The organism is Lysinibacillus sp. NPDC094403, assembly GCF_050278745.1.
GTDB lineage: Bacteria > Bacillota > Bacilli > Bacillales_A > Planococcaceae > Lysinibacillus.
On sequence record NZ_JBNNTL010000001.1, the window covers coordinates 515,510 to 531,163 of the forward strand.

17 protein-coding genes are annotated in these 15,654 nt (G+C 37.8%); 15 read left to right on the top strand and 2 right to left on the bottom strand.

The window, feature by feature from the left end; all coding sequences use genetic code 11:
• From ACQKMV_RS02280 to coaD, 3 genes are all read left to right on the top strand, one after another.
• A partial coding sequence (locus tag ACQKMV_RS02280; RefSeq protein WP_427502198.1) for a hypothetical protein occupies positions 1-187 on the top strand: 187 nt, incomplete at its 5' end.
• Positions 188-194: 7 nt separating this feature from the next.
• Positions 195-755, top strand: a complete 561-nt coding sequence (rsmD, locus tag ACQKMV_RS02285) for a 16S rRNA (guanine(966)-N(2))-methyltransferase RsmD (protein ID WP_427502199.1) — start codon at positions 195-197, stop codon at positions 753-755.
• Positions 756-811: 56 nt separating this feature from the next.
• Positions 812-1,303: a pantetheine-phosphate adenylyltransferase gene (gene coaD, locus ACQKMV_RS02290; protein ID WP_427502200.1), complete on the top strand. Its 492-nt coding sequence runs from the start codon at positions 812-814 to the stop codon at positions 1,301-1,303.
• 393 nt (positions 1,304-1,696) lie between these two features.
• Here the strand turns inward: coaD and ACQKMV_RS02295 are convergent, their stop codons facing one another.
• Positions 1,697-2,614, bottom strand: coding sequence for a hypothetical protein (locus ACQKMV_RS02295; protein WP_427502201.1), 918 nt, complete (start codon positions 2,612-2,614; stop codon positions 1,697-1,699).
• Positions 2,615-2,715: 101 nt separating this feature from the next.
• Here ACQKMV_RS02295 and ACQKMV_RS02300 point away from each other — a divergent pair, with 101 nt between their 5' ends.
• A complete protein-coding gene (locus tag ACQKMV_RS02300; protein ID WP_427502202.1) occupies positions 2,716-3,762 on the top strand; it encodes a SepM family pheromone-processing serine protease in 1,047 nt (348 codons plus the stop codon).
• A 518-nt stretch (positions 3,763-4,280) separates the two neighbouring features.
• Here the strand turns inward: ACQKMV_RS02300 and ACQKMV_RS02305 are convergent.
• On the bottom strand, positions 4,281-5,492 hold the full coding sequence (locus tag ACQKMV_RS02305; protein ID WP_427502203.1) for a nucleotidyltransferase: 1,212 nt from the start codon (positions 5,490-5,492) through the stop codon (positions 4,281-4,283).
• A gap of 206 nt (positions 5,493-5,698) precedes the next feature.
• Between ACQKMV_RS02305 and ACQKMV_RS02310 the strand changes: the two genes are divergently transcribed.
• From ACQKMV_RS02310 to ACQKMV_RS02360, 11 genes are all read left to right on the top strand, one after another.
• A complete protein-coding gene (locus ACQKMV_RS02310) occupies positions 5,699-6,232 on the top strand; it encodes a YceD family protein (protein WP_427502204.1) in 534 nt (177 codons plus the stop codon).
• Between the two features lie 24 nt (positions 6,233-6,256).
• The gene (gene rpmF, locus ACQKMV_RS02315) at positions 6,257-6,430 is read left to right on the top strand and encodes a 50S ribosomal protein L32 (protein WP_010858320.1); all 174 of its coding nucleotides are present in this window, start codon (positions 6,257-6,259) and stop codon (positions 6,428-6,430) included.
• 163 nt (positions 6,431-6,593) lie between these two features.
• Complete coding sequence (locus ACQKMV_RS02320; RefSeq protein WP_402868243.1) at positions 6,594-7,361, top strand: enoyl-CoA hydratase/isomerase family protein; 768 nt, start codon at positions 6,594-6,596, stop codon at positions 7,359-7,361.
• A gap of 110 nt (positions 7,362-7,471) precedes the next feature.
• Positions 7,472-7,849 carry a transcriptional regulator gene (locus ACQKMV_RS02325; RefSeq protein WP_427423687.1) on the top strand — a complete coding sequence of 126 codons (378 nt, stop codon included), beginning with the start codon at positions 7,472-7,474 and terminating at the stop codon, positions 7,847-7,849.
• 349 nt (positions 7,850-8,198) lie between these two features.
• The gene (locus tag ACQKMV_RS02330; RefSeq protein WP_427502205.1) at positions 8,199-9,101 is read left to right on the top strand and encodes a ketopantoate reductase family protein; all 903 of its coding nucleotides are present in this window, start codon (positions 8,199-8,201) and stop codon (positions 9,099-9,101) included.
• Positions 9,098-9,493 carry a DUF3397 domain-containing protein gene (locus ACQKMV_RS02335; RefSeq protein WP_427502206.1) on the top strand — a complete coding sequence of 132 codons (396 nt, stop codon included), beginning with the start codon at positions 9,098-9,100 and terminating at the stop codon, positions 9,491-9,493. Before ACQKMV_RS02330 ends, ACQKMV_RS02335 begins: the two co-directional genes overlap by 4 nt.
• A gap of 274 nt (positions 9,494-9,767) precedes the next feature.
• On the top strand, positions 9,768-11,384 hold the full coding sequence (bshC, locus tag ACQKMV_RS02340) for a bacillithiol biosynthesis cysteine-adding enzyme BshC (RefSeq protein ID WP_427502207.1): 1,617 nt from the start codon (positions 9,768-9,770) through the stop codon (positions 11,382-11,384).
• 253 nt (positions 11,385-11,637) lie between these two features.
• The gene (gene mraZ, locus ACQKMV_RS02345) at positions 11,638-12,069 is read left to right on the top strand and encodes a division/cell wall cluster transcriptional repressor MraZ (protein ID WP_402984085.1); all 432 of its coding nucleotides are present in this window, start codon (positions 11,638-11,640) and stop codon (positions 12,067-12,069) included.
• A 34-nt stretch (positions 12,070-12,103) separates the two neighbouring features.
• Positions 12,104-13,054 (top strand): 16S rRNA (cytosine(1402)-N(4))-methyltransferase RsmH, encoded by a 951-nt coding sequence (rsmH, locus tag ACQKMV_RS02350; protein ID WP_427502208.1) that lies wholly within the window; start codon positions 12,104-12,106, stop codon positions 13,052-13,054.
• On the top strand, positions 13,055-13,423 hold the full coding sequence (ftsL2, locus tag ACQKMV_RS02355) for a cell division protein FtsL (protein ID WP_427502209.1): 369 nt from the start codon (positions 13,055-13,057) through the stop codon (positions 13,421-13,423).
• Positions 13,420-15,630: a penicillin-binding protein gene (locus ACQKMV_RS02360; protein WP_427502210.1), complete on the top strand. Its 2,211-nt coding sequence runs from the start codon at positions 13,420-13,422 to the stop codon at positions 15,628-15,630. Before ftsL2 ends, ACQKMV_RS02360 begins: the two co-directional genes overlap by 4 nt.
• Positions 15,631-15,654: the final 24 nt, after the last annotated feature.

The window sequence follows — 15,654 nt, forward strand, 5'->3', positions numbered from 1 at the left end:
CGCGAAAGCGAAGCGACAGCAACAATGTTTTGTCTGTGCGAAAGCGAAGCGACAGCAACAATGTTTTGTCTGTGCGAAAGCGAAGCGACAGCAACAATGTTTTGTCTGTGCGAAAGCGAAGCGACAGCAACAACAACAACAATTACGCCAAGGCGAAATTGATATTTGGAATAAGAAAGTACGGTGATTTGCCTATGAGAGTTGTAGCAGGAGAACGTAAAGGGATGCCATTAAAGGCGATTACAGGGAACACGACGAGACCTACAACTGATAAAGTAAAGGAATCCATATTTAATATTATTGGTCCATTCTTTGATGGAGGTATAGCGCTTGATTTATTTGCAGGGAGCGGTGGCTTAGGTATCGAATCTTTAAGTAGAGGAGCTGAGCAGGCCGTTTTTATTGAAAAGGATGCAAAGGCGTTCCAAGTGCTACAGGAAAACATAAAAAAATGTCGTTACGAGGATTGTTCTGAGCTATTCCGTATAGATGCGAAGCGTGCTGTGAAAGCGCTGTTAAAACGTGATATTACGTTTAAATTGGTATTTTTAGATCCACCATATCATCTCAAAGAATATTATGACTTAGTGCAGATTCTTGTCGACAATGATAAAATTCAACAAGATGGCATTATTTTATGTGAGCATGCAAAAGAAGTAGAATTACCACAGCGTTTTGGGGACTTTGTATTAAAGAGACAAGAAACATATGGAGGAACGATTATTTCTGTTTATCTCCATTCAGTGGGTGTCTAAACACCAACTGAATAGAGGGGGAATTGATCGTTGCACAGAGGAAGAGGGAGAATAAGTTGTCAGAGAAGATTGCTGTAGTTCCTGGAAGTTTTGATCCGGTGACATTTGGTCATTTAGATATTATTAAACGTGCGGCAGATGTATTTGACACAGTTTATGTTGCTGTTTTAAATAATTCATCTAAGCAGCCATTATTTTCAGTTGAAGAGCGTATGGCTTTAATGGCTGAGGTTACTAAAACATTGCCTAATGTACGTATTGAAAGTTCATCTGGGCTGTTAATAGACTATGCTAAGAGGAAACAAGCACAAGCGATTGTCCGTGGTTTACGTGCTGTTTCGGATTTTGAATACGAAATGCAAATTACTTCGATGAACCGTTTTCTGGATGAAACCATTGAAACGTTTTTCATTATGACAAAAAATCAATATTCATTTTTAAGCTCAAGCATTGTCAAAGAGGTTGCAAAATACGGTAGTGACGTCAGTGAACTTGTTCCTGCTTGTGTTGTAGAAGCTTTAAAAGAAAAGTATGATTTTAAAAAATAAACTAAAAAAGAGAGGCTGGGCAAAACTAGTCAAAGCCTTAAAAAGCGCGAGAAATCAATTTTGAAAAGTTGATTTCTCGCGCTTTTCTGATGCGATATTTTATAATGTTCCTCTATCGCTAATCCCCAAGGAGTCGCCAAGTCGGAACGAAGATCAAGCACTTCACAAGAAGTATCTTCTGACATCTCACTCTAATTTATAGTCATAAAGCGATGTCCCAACCTTCATTTTATTTGCTAAAAAGATGGATTTGGAAATTATTACAATATTTTCTGCTATTGCAATAAAAAGATAGAGGGCAGGCAATGATTAAATTCCTCTGCTATGCCTGCTCCTAAGTCGGTTTGAACGATTCACCCCAATAGTGGAAGGTGTGGTGATGCAGACGATTATTTATTTTAAGAAAAAAAGAGCATAAATAGTGGGTACAATGATTATGCTAAGTAGGCGGAATTTTATATATGGTCGAACGGAAAGCTTGGCTGATTTCGCAATAACAAAAATTTGTAAATGAATGCTTATACTTTGCATTGTTAACAACATAACAACTAGTAATGGTAAATATGGAAGATTGGGAAAAGCTGAGACAGTCATTTTAAGACCATTTGTAACTTCAAGAATTGCGGCTATGGAAAGCTCAGCTGTATAGGGAAGTTTAGGTATTAGTGAATCTAAGCCATGCTGGACAATCGTCTGGATGGTAGTGAAAAAAATTATTGTAGTCCCAACTAATAGTAGTGTTGGTGCTGTTTCTTTAATACTTTCAGAAAAAGGTGCTGTATATAAAGGTGTGTTGTGTATGGAGATGCTAGGAGGATCCGTTTTGCGAAATAAAAAGTAACCAGTTATTAAACAACAAATATTAAAACTATGTAGTAAACATAAAAACAACCATCCGAACGTATTACTTTGTAATAAATCAAGACTTACAAATCCTAGCACGAAAAGTGGACTTGGTGCATGACATACGGCTAATAAAAAATTTGCTTCTTTGGGATGTAGTTGCCCACTGTTTTTTAAGTAAACAATGGTTGTTGCTCCAGACGGATACCCCCCGAGTGCACTAATAATATAGGCTTGTACGTATACAGAAGCTCTTTTTGTTTTCGTTCGCATAGGAGCCGTTAAACGGAGAAGCCATTGCGTCAAAATAAGGTAAGGTAATAAATAAGGGAATAAGGCATCCATAAAAAGGTTTAAACCTAAATCAGTACCATTATGAGCTGTTTGTGGGAATAACAAGAGTAATAGAATAAGAACTATGCAAATCGCTATTTGAATTGTCGCATACATGTTATCATCTCGTTTCAACTTTTTGTCATTCACATTGGCAAATGCTAAAATCAATATATGTAAAAAAGGCAAAAACATGAACGTATGGTTTTGCGAGCGTCCTAGGAGGTGGTTTTCTAATGAAGAAAAAAATAAGTATTTATGCAGTGTTATTAGTCGTGATTTGTTTTTTAATGTTATACCGACTTGACGCTTATATTATGAAGCCTGGAAGTGCTTATGATGTCAGTAAATTTGTTAATGTTGAAAATACCCACACTGATGATAAAGGATCCATGAGTTTAATGACGGTGGCAATGCAGCAAGCTACGCCTTTTTCATATCTGTGGGCGAAAACTCAAAAATATCAAAAATTAATGGATATTACCCAAGTTCGAAATCCGTTGGAGGATGAAGAGGAATATAATGTTCGACAGCTTAAATTAATGTCTGATTCTCAATTTAATGCAAAGTATGTTGCATTTCAGAGAGCTGGCATTCCAACAAAAATTCTTTTTAACGGTGTTTTTGTATTGAATGTCCTAGATGGTGGTGCTTCGGATAATTTATTAAAAGCTGGTGATGAAATTATTGAAGTTGACGGACAAAACATTAGTAACCAACAAATGCTTGTCGATATTTTAAAACCAAAGCAACTTGGAGATAAGGTGACAATTAAGTTTATACGCAATAAAAAAGAACAAGAGGTAACAATCACATTAAAGGAAATCCCTAAATCAGAAGAGAAAAGAGCTGGTTTAGGTATTACGTATACTGAGAGTAAATCTATTGAAACAAATCCAAAAGTGTCTATGAAAACTGAGGATATTGGAGGTCCGTCTGCTGGACTAATGTTTACATTAGAAATTTTAGACCAACTACTCACAGAAGATTTAACAAAAGGCTATGCTATTGCAGGTACAGGGGAAATGCTGGTTGATGGCTCTGTTGGAAGAATTGGTGGGATAGATTATAAAGTCATTGCTGCCGATCGTGATGGTATGGAAATCTTTTTTGCACCAGATGATGAAATATCTCCTGAAATGAAAGCTAAATATCCTGAACTGGAATCTAATTATGCAACAGCAGTAAAGACTGCTAAAGACATTGGAACAAAAATGAAAATAGTTCCGGTTAAAACTGTCGATGATGCAATCGAATATTTAAAACAGTTACAGCCGAAATAAAGGCTTATCACCGTAACGTGGGGTTGAATACTGTTGCTTTCCTGTGAGTGAGCGGCGAGTCGCTTCCTCCGCGCTTCGCAGGAATAAACACCCTAATAATTAGGGTGATATCCTGGGCGACATAACAAAGTAAAAGGATTCACACATAGTTTTATGTGTGAATCCTTTTTTGCTCTTCGGAAGGTGGATGTCGATAAAAAACTAAAAGTTGGGTGATAAAACCTGAAAGTTAGTCGATAAAATTTAAAAGTTAGTCGATAAAATTCAAAAGTAGTCGATAATTCCTGGAAGCCATCTGATAAAACTAAAAAGTTGGATGCTATTTTGTTAAAACGGATGTCGTGTGAAACAGTTGATTGAAGTGGAGACCGGACGCACCCAGGAAAGTGCCCAACCGGAACGGAAATCAACCCCACGCTTTGCCCAAGAGCTATAATGTGATGCCTCTAATTTCATTGACATAATTTTTTTAAACAGCAAAAAAGGATGCTAGAATTTCTGGCATCCTTTTTCGTTACTTAAAAACGAATCGGTGGTGTTTGATAATCTCTAGGAAGACTATGCACATTTGTTCCATGTTCTATACTTAAATTGTATACCTCTGCTGCGTGAATATCCACAGCAAGCATAGCATCATCTATAGCTGCAACACGACTGATTAAAGGTAAAGGTATGTTTTTTTTATGCATTCCTAAATAGGCTTGTCCCTTCTTACTCATACCAAGTAAACGTATGTTGGATGGGGCCGTAAAGCTTTGCAACTGTTCCTTCGTAAATCCCGTATAAATGTGAGTGAGCATACGTTGAAGTCGTGTCCATGTATAGCGTTTTGATTTAATTTTCTCCATAAAGCTACTGAATGAATGACTCGTTTTTGCAGCTTTAATAAGAGCATTCTCAATGCCTTCTGTTACTTCAGCATAGCGAGTAAGTTCGTTAGGTGTGTGCCGAATAAGTGTAAACTGTAAAAAAGGCCAAAAAGTTTCCCAATTTGCAAATTTACCATATTTTCCTTGCCAATCAGCTAAATAATCAAACGATGCTTTAGGGAGAAAATCTTGCACACTTTGTAGAGCGCTGGTTGTTGCTAGAGCCTTGCGTATTCCTGTGGCACTAGCAATTGATGCACCTTCTTGCAAAGCGTCATGATAACCTGCAACAATACGAGGGATAGTTAAAGGCTTAATGTTACTCCCTAGCGCCAAGGCAGCCTCAATATAATGAAAACCAAGTATATTGTTTGGTTGTGCCAAATCAATGTATGCAGCAGGGAACTTTTGAGAAAGCTGTGTATAGGCGTAATGTAGACTTTTAGGATAGCTTGCACCCGTTTTAAGGCTTTCTTTAATAAGAGCGTTATATTCAGTGCGATGATTATTAATGAGCTGAAAAGTATTCATAAAGGGTTGAATGGAACCATCTTCGCTTCCAAAGGCAAATGAATCGCACCCAATTGCAGATAGTAAAGAAATTGCCCCTTTTGCGAAATCAGTTGCAGGTGCGGTGCTATAAACGTAGGGTAACTCAATAACTATATCAACGCCACCTGCGAGGGCCATTTTTGTGCGTGTCCATTTATCGACCATGGCTGGTTCACCACGCTGCAAAAAATCTCCACTCATGATAGCGATGACAATATCCGCTTGTGCTACTTTTTTTGCCTGTTCCAAATGATAGGCATGTCCATTGTGAAAAGGATTGTATTCAACAACTATTCCGACTGCTTGCAAATTTAAGCCCCCTTATCAATATCATTTGCTTCTCGTTCGTTCTTAGTAATTTTGAGCCTTTTGCTTATTATAGAATGGTTTGGAGCAAAAAGACTTTTTATAGTATATAATTATAGGTGGGTTTTATTGTGGTGACAAGAAATTATCTTGACATCTATTTTTACACATTATATAATCAACAGTGTTGTCTCGAGGTGATTAAACGAATGAAATGGTCAATTCATCAATTATCTAAATACCGCCAAAACGGGATGCCAATCGATGCCTATGTCCAGTTGGACGAGGTGATGGAGCGAAACCAGGATATTCGAGCAATTTCGCCCGTTCATGTAAAAGGGCTATGTACTTTCGGTGCATCGCAAATGACATGTCAGCTAACTGTGACAGCGACGTTAACATTACCATGTGCACGCACGTGGGAAGATGTTGAGTTTCCTATCGAAGTTGAGACAGTTGAAGTTTTCAGCTGGATTGACGAGGAAAAACGAGAGGAAGATGACGGAGATATTCACTATATTGTTGGTGAAGTAATCGACATGAAGCCGGTTATCGAGGAGTTAGTACTTCTCGAAATACCTATGCAAGTGTTCAAGGAGAATACCGAAGGACAAATGCAAGGTGGTAAAAACTGGTCTTACGCAACGGATGAAGACGTTGAACTACACAAAAAAGTTGACGAACAAAAAGTGGATCCAAGACTAGCTGATTTAGCTAAGTATTTTGATCAAACAGACGAATAGACGATCTGTAAGGAGGTGCCATCAATGGCTGTACCATTTAGAAGAACTTCTAAAACTGCAAAAAGAAAGCGTCGTACGCATTTCAAACTATCTGTACCTGGTATGGTAGCTTGCCCAAACTGTGGTGAAGCAAAATTATCACACCGTGTTTGCAAAGCTTGCGGACAATACAAAGGTAAAGAAGTAGTAAGCAAATAATACAGTGTTTGCTCACTTAAAAGGCTAGTAGAGAGACCATGGCTCTTTACTAGCCTTTTTGTTGGCTTTAAGAGACGGAATATTTCGGTAATAACGAAAAGATATATAGTACTATAATAATTGTATGTTACAATTTATCCATCGGGACAAAGGGGGAAATGGTATGGCTTATATAATTGATAACAAAGAAGGTATTATGACCTTTACGATTAATCGAGAAGAAAAACGGAATGCAGTTAATGATGAGGTTATGGATGGTCTTCAAGAAGTCATTACATATATTCGAAATCATGATGATGTACGTTTTTTAGTCGTGACGGGTGCAGGAGATAAATCATTTTGCTCAGGAGGTGATTTATCTGAATTCCATTCGCTTGAAACAGAGGATGAGGCGTTCGGGATGTTGGGTAAGATGGGTAAAATATTATACGACCTTGCAACGTTGCCTGTGCCAACGATTGCGTTGATTAACGGAACGGCGGTTGGTGGAGGTTGTGAGATTGCAACAGCTTGTGATTTTCGTCTAGTGGCAAGTCATGCGAAATGTGGTTTTATTCAGGGGACATTAGCAATTACGAGCGGCTGGGGAGGCGGTACATACTTATTCGAACGAGGATTACGTCATGATCGTGCGATGAAGATGCTAGTCGATGCAAAGCCCTATCCAGCAGAATTACTATATGAGATTGGTTGGGCAATGCGCGTTTTTGAAGGTTCGAAAGAAGCCGCGTTGAATGATTTTATTGAACATATGCGTAAAATTCACCCTTCTGTTCATAAGGCTTATAAAGAAATTGAGCTTCGTAAGTGGCGTGAGCGTAATATGTATGAACGTGTTATGGAGGAAGTTCGTACATGTGCAAAATTGTGGGAAAGCGAAGCTCACCATGAGGCAGTTGCTAATTTTCTAACAAAGAAAAACAATAAATAATGTATAACGACAGTGATTATAACAAAACATAATCACTGTCTTTTTTAATTCGATGATTCTATTTTGCTCTCCCGTGCATATAGTAGTAAAAAATGCGAGGGTGATAGATTATGGAATTGAAAAAAAGAAAAGATCAATGGACAAAGGAAGACGATGAAAGATTAGCAGAAATTGTGTTGCATAATGTGCAAAATGGCAAAACGCAGCTAGAAGCTTTTGAAATGGCTGCTACTGAACTAGGGCGTACAAAGCAAGCGTGTGGCTTCCGTTGGAATAAAACATTACGTAGTCAATATAGTCAGTCACTATTAGCTGTGCGAAATCAACCGCAACAATCTATGCGAAGCCATTTGAAATTGGCATTAACAAGTTTTGATGAATTAACAGAGGCCTATCAAAGTCTTGAAATAAGACACCGTGAATTACAAAGTGAGCATGATAAACTAGTGAAATGGTTGCAGCAAGGATATTCTTTAATGAAAGATTAAAATGAGGCTGACGAAAATTAATAGTACTGTAGAGTAAGTTACTTAGAAAGAATGTAAACTTGAACAAAAACATAATCCTGCGCTAAGTGTTTCAACAATTATTTATCCCGCATTAACGGGCAGTAATTTATCTGTACCGAAAGCAAAGAAGATGGGTGGGAGAATAACTGCCTGTAAAAGCCCGATTGGTGTATAATAAAAGAACCTGCATAGGAGGTGCCTTAGAACTGTTTCTGAGGCACCTCCTTCTGTAGTGAGGGACGAAGAAGGAAGATTTGTGATAGGCTGTTTAGAAGGGTATTCTCTCATTTAGATTGCCCATTTTCGAATGTGGGAGGTGTGAAGTGTAGTGGAAGTAGCGATTATTGGTGCTGGGGCGGTGGGTCAGTTAACGGCAAGTTTTTTAGCTGAGTCTGGTATGTCTGTAACGTTAGTTGCAAGAAGGCAAGGACAGGTAGATGAACTTAATGCAAAGTATTTAACGCGAGTGAACGTTGATGGGACGAAAACTGTACAAAAAATTGCTTCAACTATGAAATTAGAGGGGCTACCACAGCAAGATTTAATTGTGGTTGCGGTTAAATACGGTCAATTACAAGAACTTTACGAACAATTATCGTCGTTACCGAGTACAGTATCATTGTTGTTTATGCAAAATGGTTTAGCGCATTTTGACGAAGTACTACGTTTGCCACAAAAAAATATTGCCTTTTGCTCTGTGTCTTTTGGTGCACAAATGATAGATCAGTTTACCGTACAACATAGAGGTATAGGTGCTTGTAAAATTGCGTTAGAGCGGGGGAATTATGATGCGTTTAATGATTTGTTGCAATTAAGAAATTCCTTATTTCCAGTTGAACTGGTTGCTAATGCTGAACAAATGTTATTTGAGAAAGCTGTATTCAACTGCTTGATTAATCCATTAACGGCTATATTGCAAGTGAAGAATGGAGAGTTAGTGACAAATAAGCAAGCGTTTTTGTTAATGCAAACCATCTATCAAGAATTAACGGATGCTTTTGAAGGCATAGAACAAGCTATACCTTTTTTCAAGGTGATAGACTTATGTGAAAAAACAGCAAGTAATACATCATCTATGTTAGCGGATCGGATGCAAGGGAGAAAAAGTGAAATTGACACGATTGTTGGGGTGATTCTAGAAAAAGCTCTAGTGAGTGGTCACAATTTGCCTACTTTACGTACTTTATATCACCAATTACTTGCGATAGAGGAGAGCGGTGAAAGACGTTGAAAGATTTTTTACATATTTTTATAAGTATCATTATTTTTTGTCCGATCCTTCTTTTTGTGATTGTCTATTTAATTGGTCGAAAGGTTAAAATTCGTGGCACTCATGCTTTTGGAGTTGCATCGGACGTGACAACATTGTGTTTGTTTTTTTCAGTACCACTAGCAATTAATGTGCTATGGAAAGTCAATGTTAGCGCGCTATTAGTGACATTGGCGATAATGATGGCAATGGTGTTTACATATATTGATTGGCGAACGAAAAAAGAAATTGAAGTAAAATCGCTACTTAAGAAAATTTGGCGCTTTTTATTTTTAGTACTAAGTGCATCGTATATTGTTATTTGCGTAGTAGGTGTTATTCAATCTATTGCAGAATATTTACAGGCTGTCTAAGCATTTTCTTTTCATGTTGAAGCCATAAGCGTTAAAATAATAGCATTAAATATTGTTTTTTAGTAATAACTCTATATGTGCAAAAAAAGTGAATAAAATTCCAATGTACGACAACGTTTGAGTATCTGACAAAATCTTATTATTGTTTTTTGAATACTTGCTGGGAATTGTCATTTTGAATAAACGTTCTAATTATTAAAGGGATTTATTTTATTTCATGTTTGCTTATACAAGAGTAAGAAGATGATTTAGTGAGTAGAGGAGTTTGTGTTAAATGAAACTGGAGTCAATCCAAGTACCTATAAAAAATCGTTTGCTAGCAGATTATTGGTCTCCAAATACTGCCATCCGTGAGTTTTTTGAATACGAATATAACGATAAATCTTTTGAAAAGCGAGCGCAATACTTAGATCAGCATGCGCATGATCAAAAAGAATTAACAGCCATCATACGTCAATTTATGGAGCCGCTTGGTATATCAAAGAAAGCGAATGAACATTTACAGCACCTAGAACAAGGGGCTGTTGCAGTTGTCGGTGGGCAACAAGCGGGTATCTTAACAGGCCCTCTTTACTCGGTGCATAAGGCGATTTCAGTCATTACATTAGCGAAAGAGCAAAGTGTAAAGCTTCAGCGACCAGTTGTTCCTATATTTTGGATAGCTGGAGAAGATCATGATTTAGAAGAAATTAACCATACGTATACTGTACATGGTGTAGATATAAAAAAACGTGCTTACGGTGAACGTTCAAGACGTAAAACAATGGCTTCTGTAACGAATATAAACAAAGAATCCATGACACAATTGATAAATACTATTGCTAAGGATATTGGTGAAACAGAGTTCACTGAAATGCTTATTAAACAATTAGTGGATACTCTTAATAAGAGTGAAACATTTACGGAATTCTTTGCACAACTTATGAATCAATTGTTTAAAGAAGAAGGTTTATTGATGATTGATGCAGCGGACTTTAAATTCCGTCAATATGAGAGTGAGAATTTTACCCGTATCATTCATAAAAATGAAGAAATTGCTAGAGTGGTAACAGAAAAAGAAGCGGAGCTTGAACGTGCGGGTTATGGCAAGCCTATTTTGGCAACAAACGAAGCGGCCAATCTATTCTATGTAGAAGAAGGAGAGCGTCATCTTTTAGAAAGAAAAAATCAGCAATTTGTTAATCTAGCTGCAAATATCAAGCTATCACGTGAAGAAGTTTTAAGAATTGCTGAAAAACATCCTGAGCAGTTAAGTAATAACGTTGTGACACGTCCGTTAATGCAGGAAATGACATTGCCTGTGCTAGCGTTTGTTGGTGGACCAGGGGAGCTTGCATATTGGGCGACTTTGAAGGATGCATTTTCGGTATTAGGCTTACAAATGCCGATTTTTGCTCCACGTCTTCATATCACGATTGTCACACGTCATGTAGAACAACTTTTACATGAGTATCGTTTAAATGTTGCTGATGTTTGGGATGGGAAAGCGTTACAGCTTAAAGAACAGTTTATTGCTGAAGTACAGGATACTAAAGCGAAGCATCAAATTCAGATGATGAAACGAGAGCTTTTAGAAAAATATGATGCACTTCAACTTTATTTAGAAGAGCAACATCTATTACTAGATAAAATACTTGTGAAAAATAAAGAGAATCATCTAAAGCAATTTGAGTATTTACAGCAAAAGGTTGAACAAACTGTGCTTAACAAGCATGAAACGACAATTCGAAAATTTATGACGCTGCAAAATGAGTTATATCCAAATGAAGGATTCCAAGAAAGAACTTATAATCCTTATCAATATTTCAGTGAGTTTGGACCTATGTTAATTACTGAAATGCTGAAACAAAATTATAGCATTGGCAATCACCACTATATAATTTATTTATAATTCCGATGCGTGTATCTTTATACCTAATTATCGATTTGTTACAATGCTAATTTGATGAACGATGTCGATATAAATAGTAAAAAAAGAGCTATCCAACTAAGGGTAGCTCTTTTTTTATGTCATTTAGCATAGATTCAAAAATTTGTTAAAGGTCTAATCACACATTAAGTGTTAAAATGTCAAGTTTTTTTTAAAAAAAGTGGAGGAAAGTGGGGGGATGTGGTACATTATTTAATAAAGTGGGGTGAATAGCATGTTCATGGGAGAATATCAACACTCTGTTGATGCGAAAGGACGATTAATCGTGCCCGCAAAATTTCGTGAAGCCTTAGGTGAAACGTTTGTTGTGACACGCGGACTTGATAATTGTTTATTTGGCTATCCTATGGATGAATGGCGAAAACTCGAAGAAAAATTAAAGGGCTTACCGATGACCAAAAAAGATACACGTGCATTTGCGAGATTTTTCTTTTCTGGAGCAACGGAAGTAGAGATAGACAAGCAGGGGCGCATTAATATTCCTTCAACTCTTATGCAACATGCACATCTTGTGAAAGAATGTGTAGTGCTAGGAGTTTCGAATCGAATTGAAATATGGGCGAAAGATGCTTGGGAGGCTTACTTTAGTGAGTCTGAACAATCCTTTAATGAAATTGCAGAAAATATGATTGGCTTTGATTTTTAAATTTTTTAGTTAAGGCCAGAGGGGAGCGAGTGGTATGTTCGATCATACAACCGTGTTATTAAAAGAAACCGTTGATGGGTTGAACATCGATCCTGATGGTGTGTATGTGGACTGTACTCTAGGTGGGGCAGGACACAGTGAATATTTAGTACAACAATTATCTGAAAAAGGGCGTTTAATTTGCTTCGATCAAGATACGATAGCTATTAACAATGCAAAAATTCGATTGGCGCCATATATTGAGCGTGTGACATTTGTCCATTCGAATTTCCGCTATTTAAAAGAAGAGCTATTAGCGCTTGGAATTGAGCAAGTTGATGGCATTTTATATGATTTAGGCGTATCTTCACCACAGCTAGATACACCAGAACGTGGCTTTAGTTATCACCATGATGCACCTCTAGATATGCGCATGGATCAAACGGCATCACTGACAGCATTTCATGTCGTGAATGAATGGGCATATGAAGATTTAGTACGTATATTTTTCCGTTATGGAGAAGAAAAATTCTCCAAGCAAGTTGCTCGTAAAATCGAAGAAGCACGTAAGGTAGCACCGATCGAAACAACCGGCCAACTTGTAGAACTTATTAAAGAGGGTATTCCAGCAGCGGCTCGCCGTAAAGGTGGACATCCAGCGAAGCGCATATTCCAAGCAATACGAATTGCTGTTAACGATGAGCTAGGCGCGGCAGAGGATTCATTAGTCGATGCGATTGATATGATAAACGTAGGTGGACGCATAAGTGTCATTACGTTCCATTCATTGGAGGACCGCCTATGTAAGACTATCTTTAAGGAAGCGTCATCATTACCGGAATTACCACCAAATTTACCAGTAATTCCTGATGACATGAAGCCAACTTTAAAGCTTGTCACGAGAAAGCCGATTGTTCCTTCTGATGAAGAATTGGCAGTAAATAATCGCGCTCGTTCAGCGAAGCTTAGAGTGGTAGAGAAAATTAACGACAAAGGGCGTGAGTAAATGGCAGCAGTTCGTGTAAGGCAGCACCAGCAACAACAAGTGCAACAACCGATAACACCCCCTAGTCCACAACCCACTATCATACGTCGTAAAAAAACGAACCAGAAGTTTGAAAAGACAATGCTAATAGTTTTTGTTGGCATTATTGCTGTATTGTCAGTACTAGTTTTAAATAAGCAAGCAGCAATTCAAACTACAAGCATGGACATTCAAAAAATCGAAACTAAAGCAGAAGAGATTGCTAAAAAGAATGTTGACTTGACAGTTCGTGTAAGTGAACTTTCTACATACGATAACATATGGAAAAAAGCTAAAGAACTCGGTTTAACTCAAAATGAGAAAAATGTAAAGGTAGTGCCGGGAGAATGAAAAAAAAGAGATTTCGATTCCAATGGGGAGCCTTTCTATTATTAATTTTTTATGGAGGGCTCTTTTTTCTATTGTTCACAAGAATGGTTACGATACAGGCGACAGGTGAAGTGGAAGGACAAGAGCTTGCGGCAAGGGCAGCTGCGAAATATAGCAAAGAAAGTGCAATAACAGCAAGCCGTGGAAAAATTTATGATGCAAATGGTCAAGTCATCGCTGAGGATACACTTAGTTATCGACTAATCGCAATCGTCAATGAAAAGGCCACGACGGATGCAAAAAACCCTCGACACGTAGTAGATGCTGAAAAAACTGCAAAAATATTACATGAATATATTCCTGCTATGGACGAAGAAAAAATCTATAAACAGCTTACTAGGGTAAATGATAAGGGCGAAAAGCCTTATCAAGTTGAATTTGGAAGTGCGGGCCGTGGAATAAGTCATGAGACTATGAGTAAAATCAAAGCGGAGAAATTACCGGGGATTCTATTTATCAACGATTTAAAACGTTATTATCCAAATGGTATATTCGCCTCGCACTTAATTGGTTTCGCACAAAAAGAGGAAAATAAGGATGGTACGTTCACGACAAAAGGGAAAATGGGTCTTGAGCTTACCTATAACAAAGAACTAACCGGAAAAGACGGTAAGGTTGAATACGAGACAGATGCTTTCCATTATTTATTGCCTAATAGTGAAAAAATGGTGACACCTGCAAAAAATGGTGATGACATTCATTTAACAATTGATAAAACAATTCAAAGCTTTTTAGAGGAAGCGATGACATCGGTTGAAAAGGAATATAACCCTGAAGCGATGACAGCTATTGTAGCAGATCCGAAAACCGGTAAAATCCTAGCGATGTCTCAGCGACCTACGTTTAATCCTGATACACGTGAAGGCAATAATATGAAGTGGCTGAATGAGGCTATTGAAGAGACCATTGAACCAGGTTCGACGATGAAAACGTTCACGCTCGCTTCTGCTATTGATACTGGGGTTTGGCAACCAAATGCAAGATATATGTCAGGTAGTTACAAAGTGCTAGATCGTACAATTCGAGATCATAACGGAGTTGGCTGGGGGCCAATTACTTATCTAGATGGTTTCCAGCGTTCATCGAATACAGCGATGGCCAATTTATTAAAGCTTATTGGTGAGGATGTCTTTTTTGACTATTTAGATCGATTTGGGTTTGGCAAGAAAACAGGCATTGATTTACCAAATGAAGCATCAGGTACACTTTTATCGAATTATCCAGTAGAACGAGTGACAACAACGTTTGGTCAAGGTTCTACGGTAACGCCAATTCAGTTAATTCAAGCAATGACAGCGATTGCGAATGATGGGAAAATGATGCAACCGTATGTGATAGATCGTATCGTTGATCCTTCGACAGGAAAAATTATTCAAAAACATAAGCCGATTGAAAAGGGACAACCAGTTTCAGCTGACACAGCGAAGCAAGTAAGAGAAATCCTTGCATCTACGTTAACGGCTAAAAATGGTACGGCGAAGGACTTTGTTCTTGATGAATATGAAGTTGCGGGGAAAACAGGTACTGCCCAAATTCCACTAGGAAATGGTAGATATTCGTGGGGCTCAAATGAATTCCTGTATTCATTCCTAGGGATGGCTCCCGTAGATAACCCTCAGCTCATTATGTATGTCTCGGTAAAAAGACCAAAGTTAAAGTCAGGTGAACTCGGTTCTGTACCAGTTTCAAAAATATTTAAACCAGTTATGTTAAATAGTTTAAAGTATTTGAATGTTAATCCTGAAGATGTGAAACATGTTGACAATTCAACAATAAAGGATTACACAGGTCAAAGTGCTGAGGCTATACAAGTAGAGCTTGCGAACGATGGTCTACAGCCAGTTATTGTTGGTGGTGGCGGTAAAATTATTGACCAGTATCCAAAAGGTCCTCAAAAACTCGTTAAAGGTAACTTTGTGTTTTTAAAGACAGCGGGTGATGTAACACTGCCAGACTTCACCAATTGGTCATTACGTAATGTACTTGCTTTTAAGACAATGGCAAATTTAGAAATTGAAGTTGTTGGAGAGGGCTTTGTAGCTAGTCAGAGCGTATCGGCAGGTACCGTAATATCAGATCGTTCACCGATTGTCGTGAAACTGAAAACGCCAGCTGAAAGCTTTAAGCAAGATGTAGAGACCCCACCCGAGGGTGAAACAACTGAATAAACCTGAATAGAAGCCCACTTTATT

Bases quoted from the DNA above. Each gene is read 5' to 3' on its own strand.
- rsmD (WP_427502199.1), top strand. From the start codon at position 195: ATGAGAGTTGTAGCAGGAGAACGTAAAGGGATGCCATTAAAGGCGATT.
- ACQKMV_RS02300 (WP_427502202.1), top strand. From the start codon at position 2,716: ATGAAGAAAAAAATAAGTATTTATGCAGTGTTATTAGTCGTGATTTGT.
- ACQKMV_RS02310 (WP_427502204.1), top strand. From the start codon at position 5,699: ATGAAATGGTCAATTCATCAATTATCTAAATACCGCCAAAACGGGATG.
- rpmF (WP_010858320.1), top strand. From the start codon at position 6,257: ATGGCTGTACCATTTAGAAGAACTTCTAAAACTGCAAAAAGAAAGCGT.
- ACQKMV_RS02320 (WP_402868243.1), top strand. From the start codon at position 6,594: ATGGCTTATATAATTGATAACAAAGAAGGTATTATGACCTTTACGATT.
- ACQKMV_RS02325 (WP_427423687.1), top strand. From the start codon at position 7,472: ATGGAATTGAAAAAAAGAAAAGATCAATGGACAAAGGAAGACGATGAA.
- bshC (WP_427502207.1), top strand. From the start codon at position 9,768: ATGAAACTGGAGTCAATCCAAGTACCTATAAAAAATCGTTTGCTAGCA.
- mraZ (WP_402984085.1), top strand. From the start codon at position 11,638: ATGTTCATGGGAGAATATCAACACTCTGTTGATGCGAAAGGACGATTA.
- rsmH (WP_427502208.1), top strand. From the start codon at position 12,104: ATGTTCGATCATACAACCGTGTTATTAAAAGAAACCGTTGATGGGTTG.
- ftsL2 (WP_427502209.1), top strand. From the start codon at position 13,055: ATGGCAGCAGTTCGTGTAAGGCAGCACCAGCAACAACAAGTGCAACAA.
- ACQKMV_RS02360 (WP_427502210.1), top strand. From the start codon at position 13,420: ATGAAAAAAAAGAGATTTCGATTCCAATGGGGAGCCTTTCTATTATTA.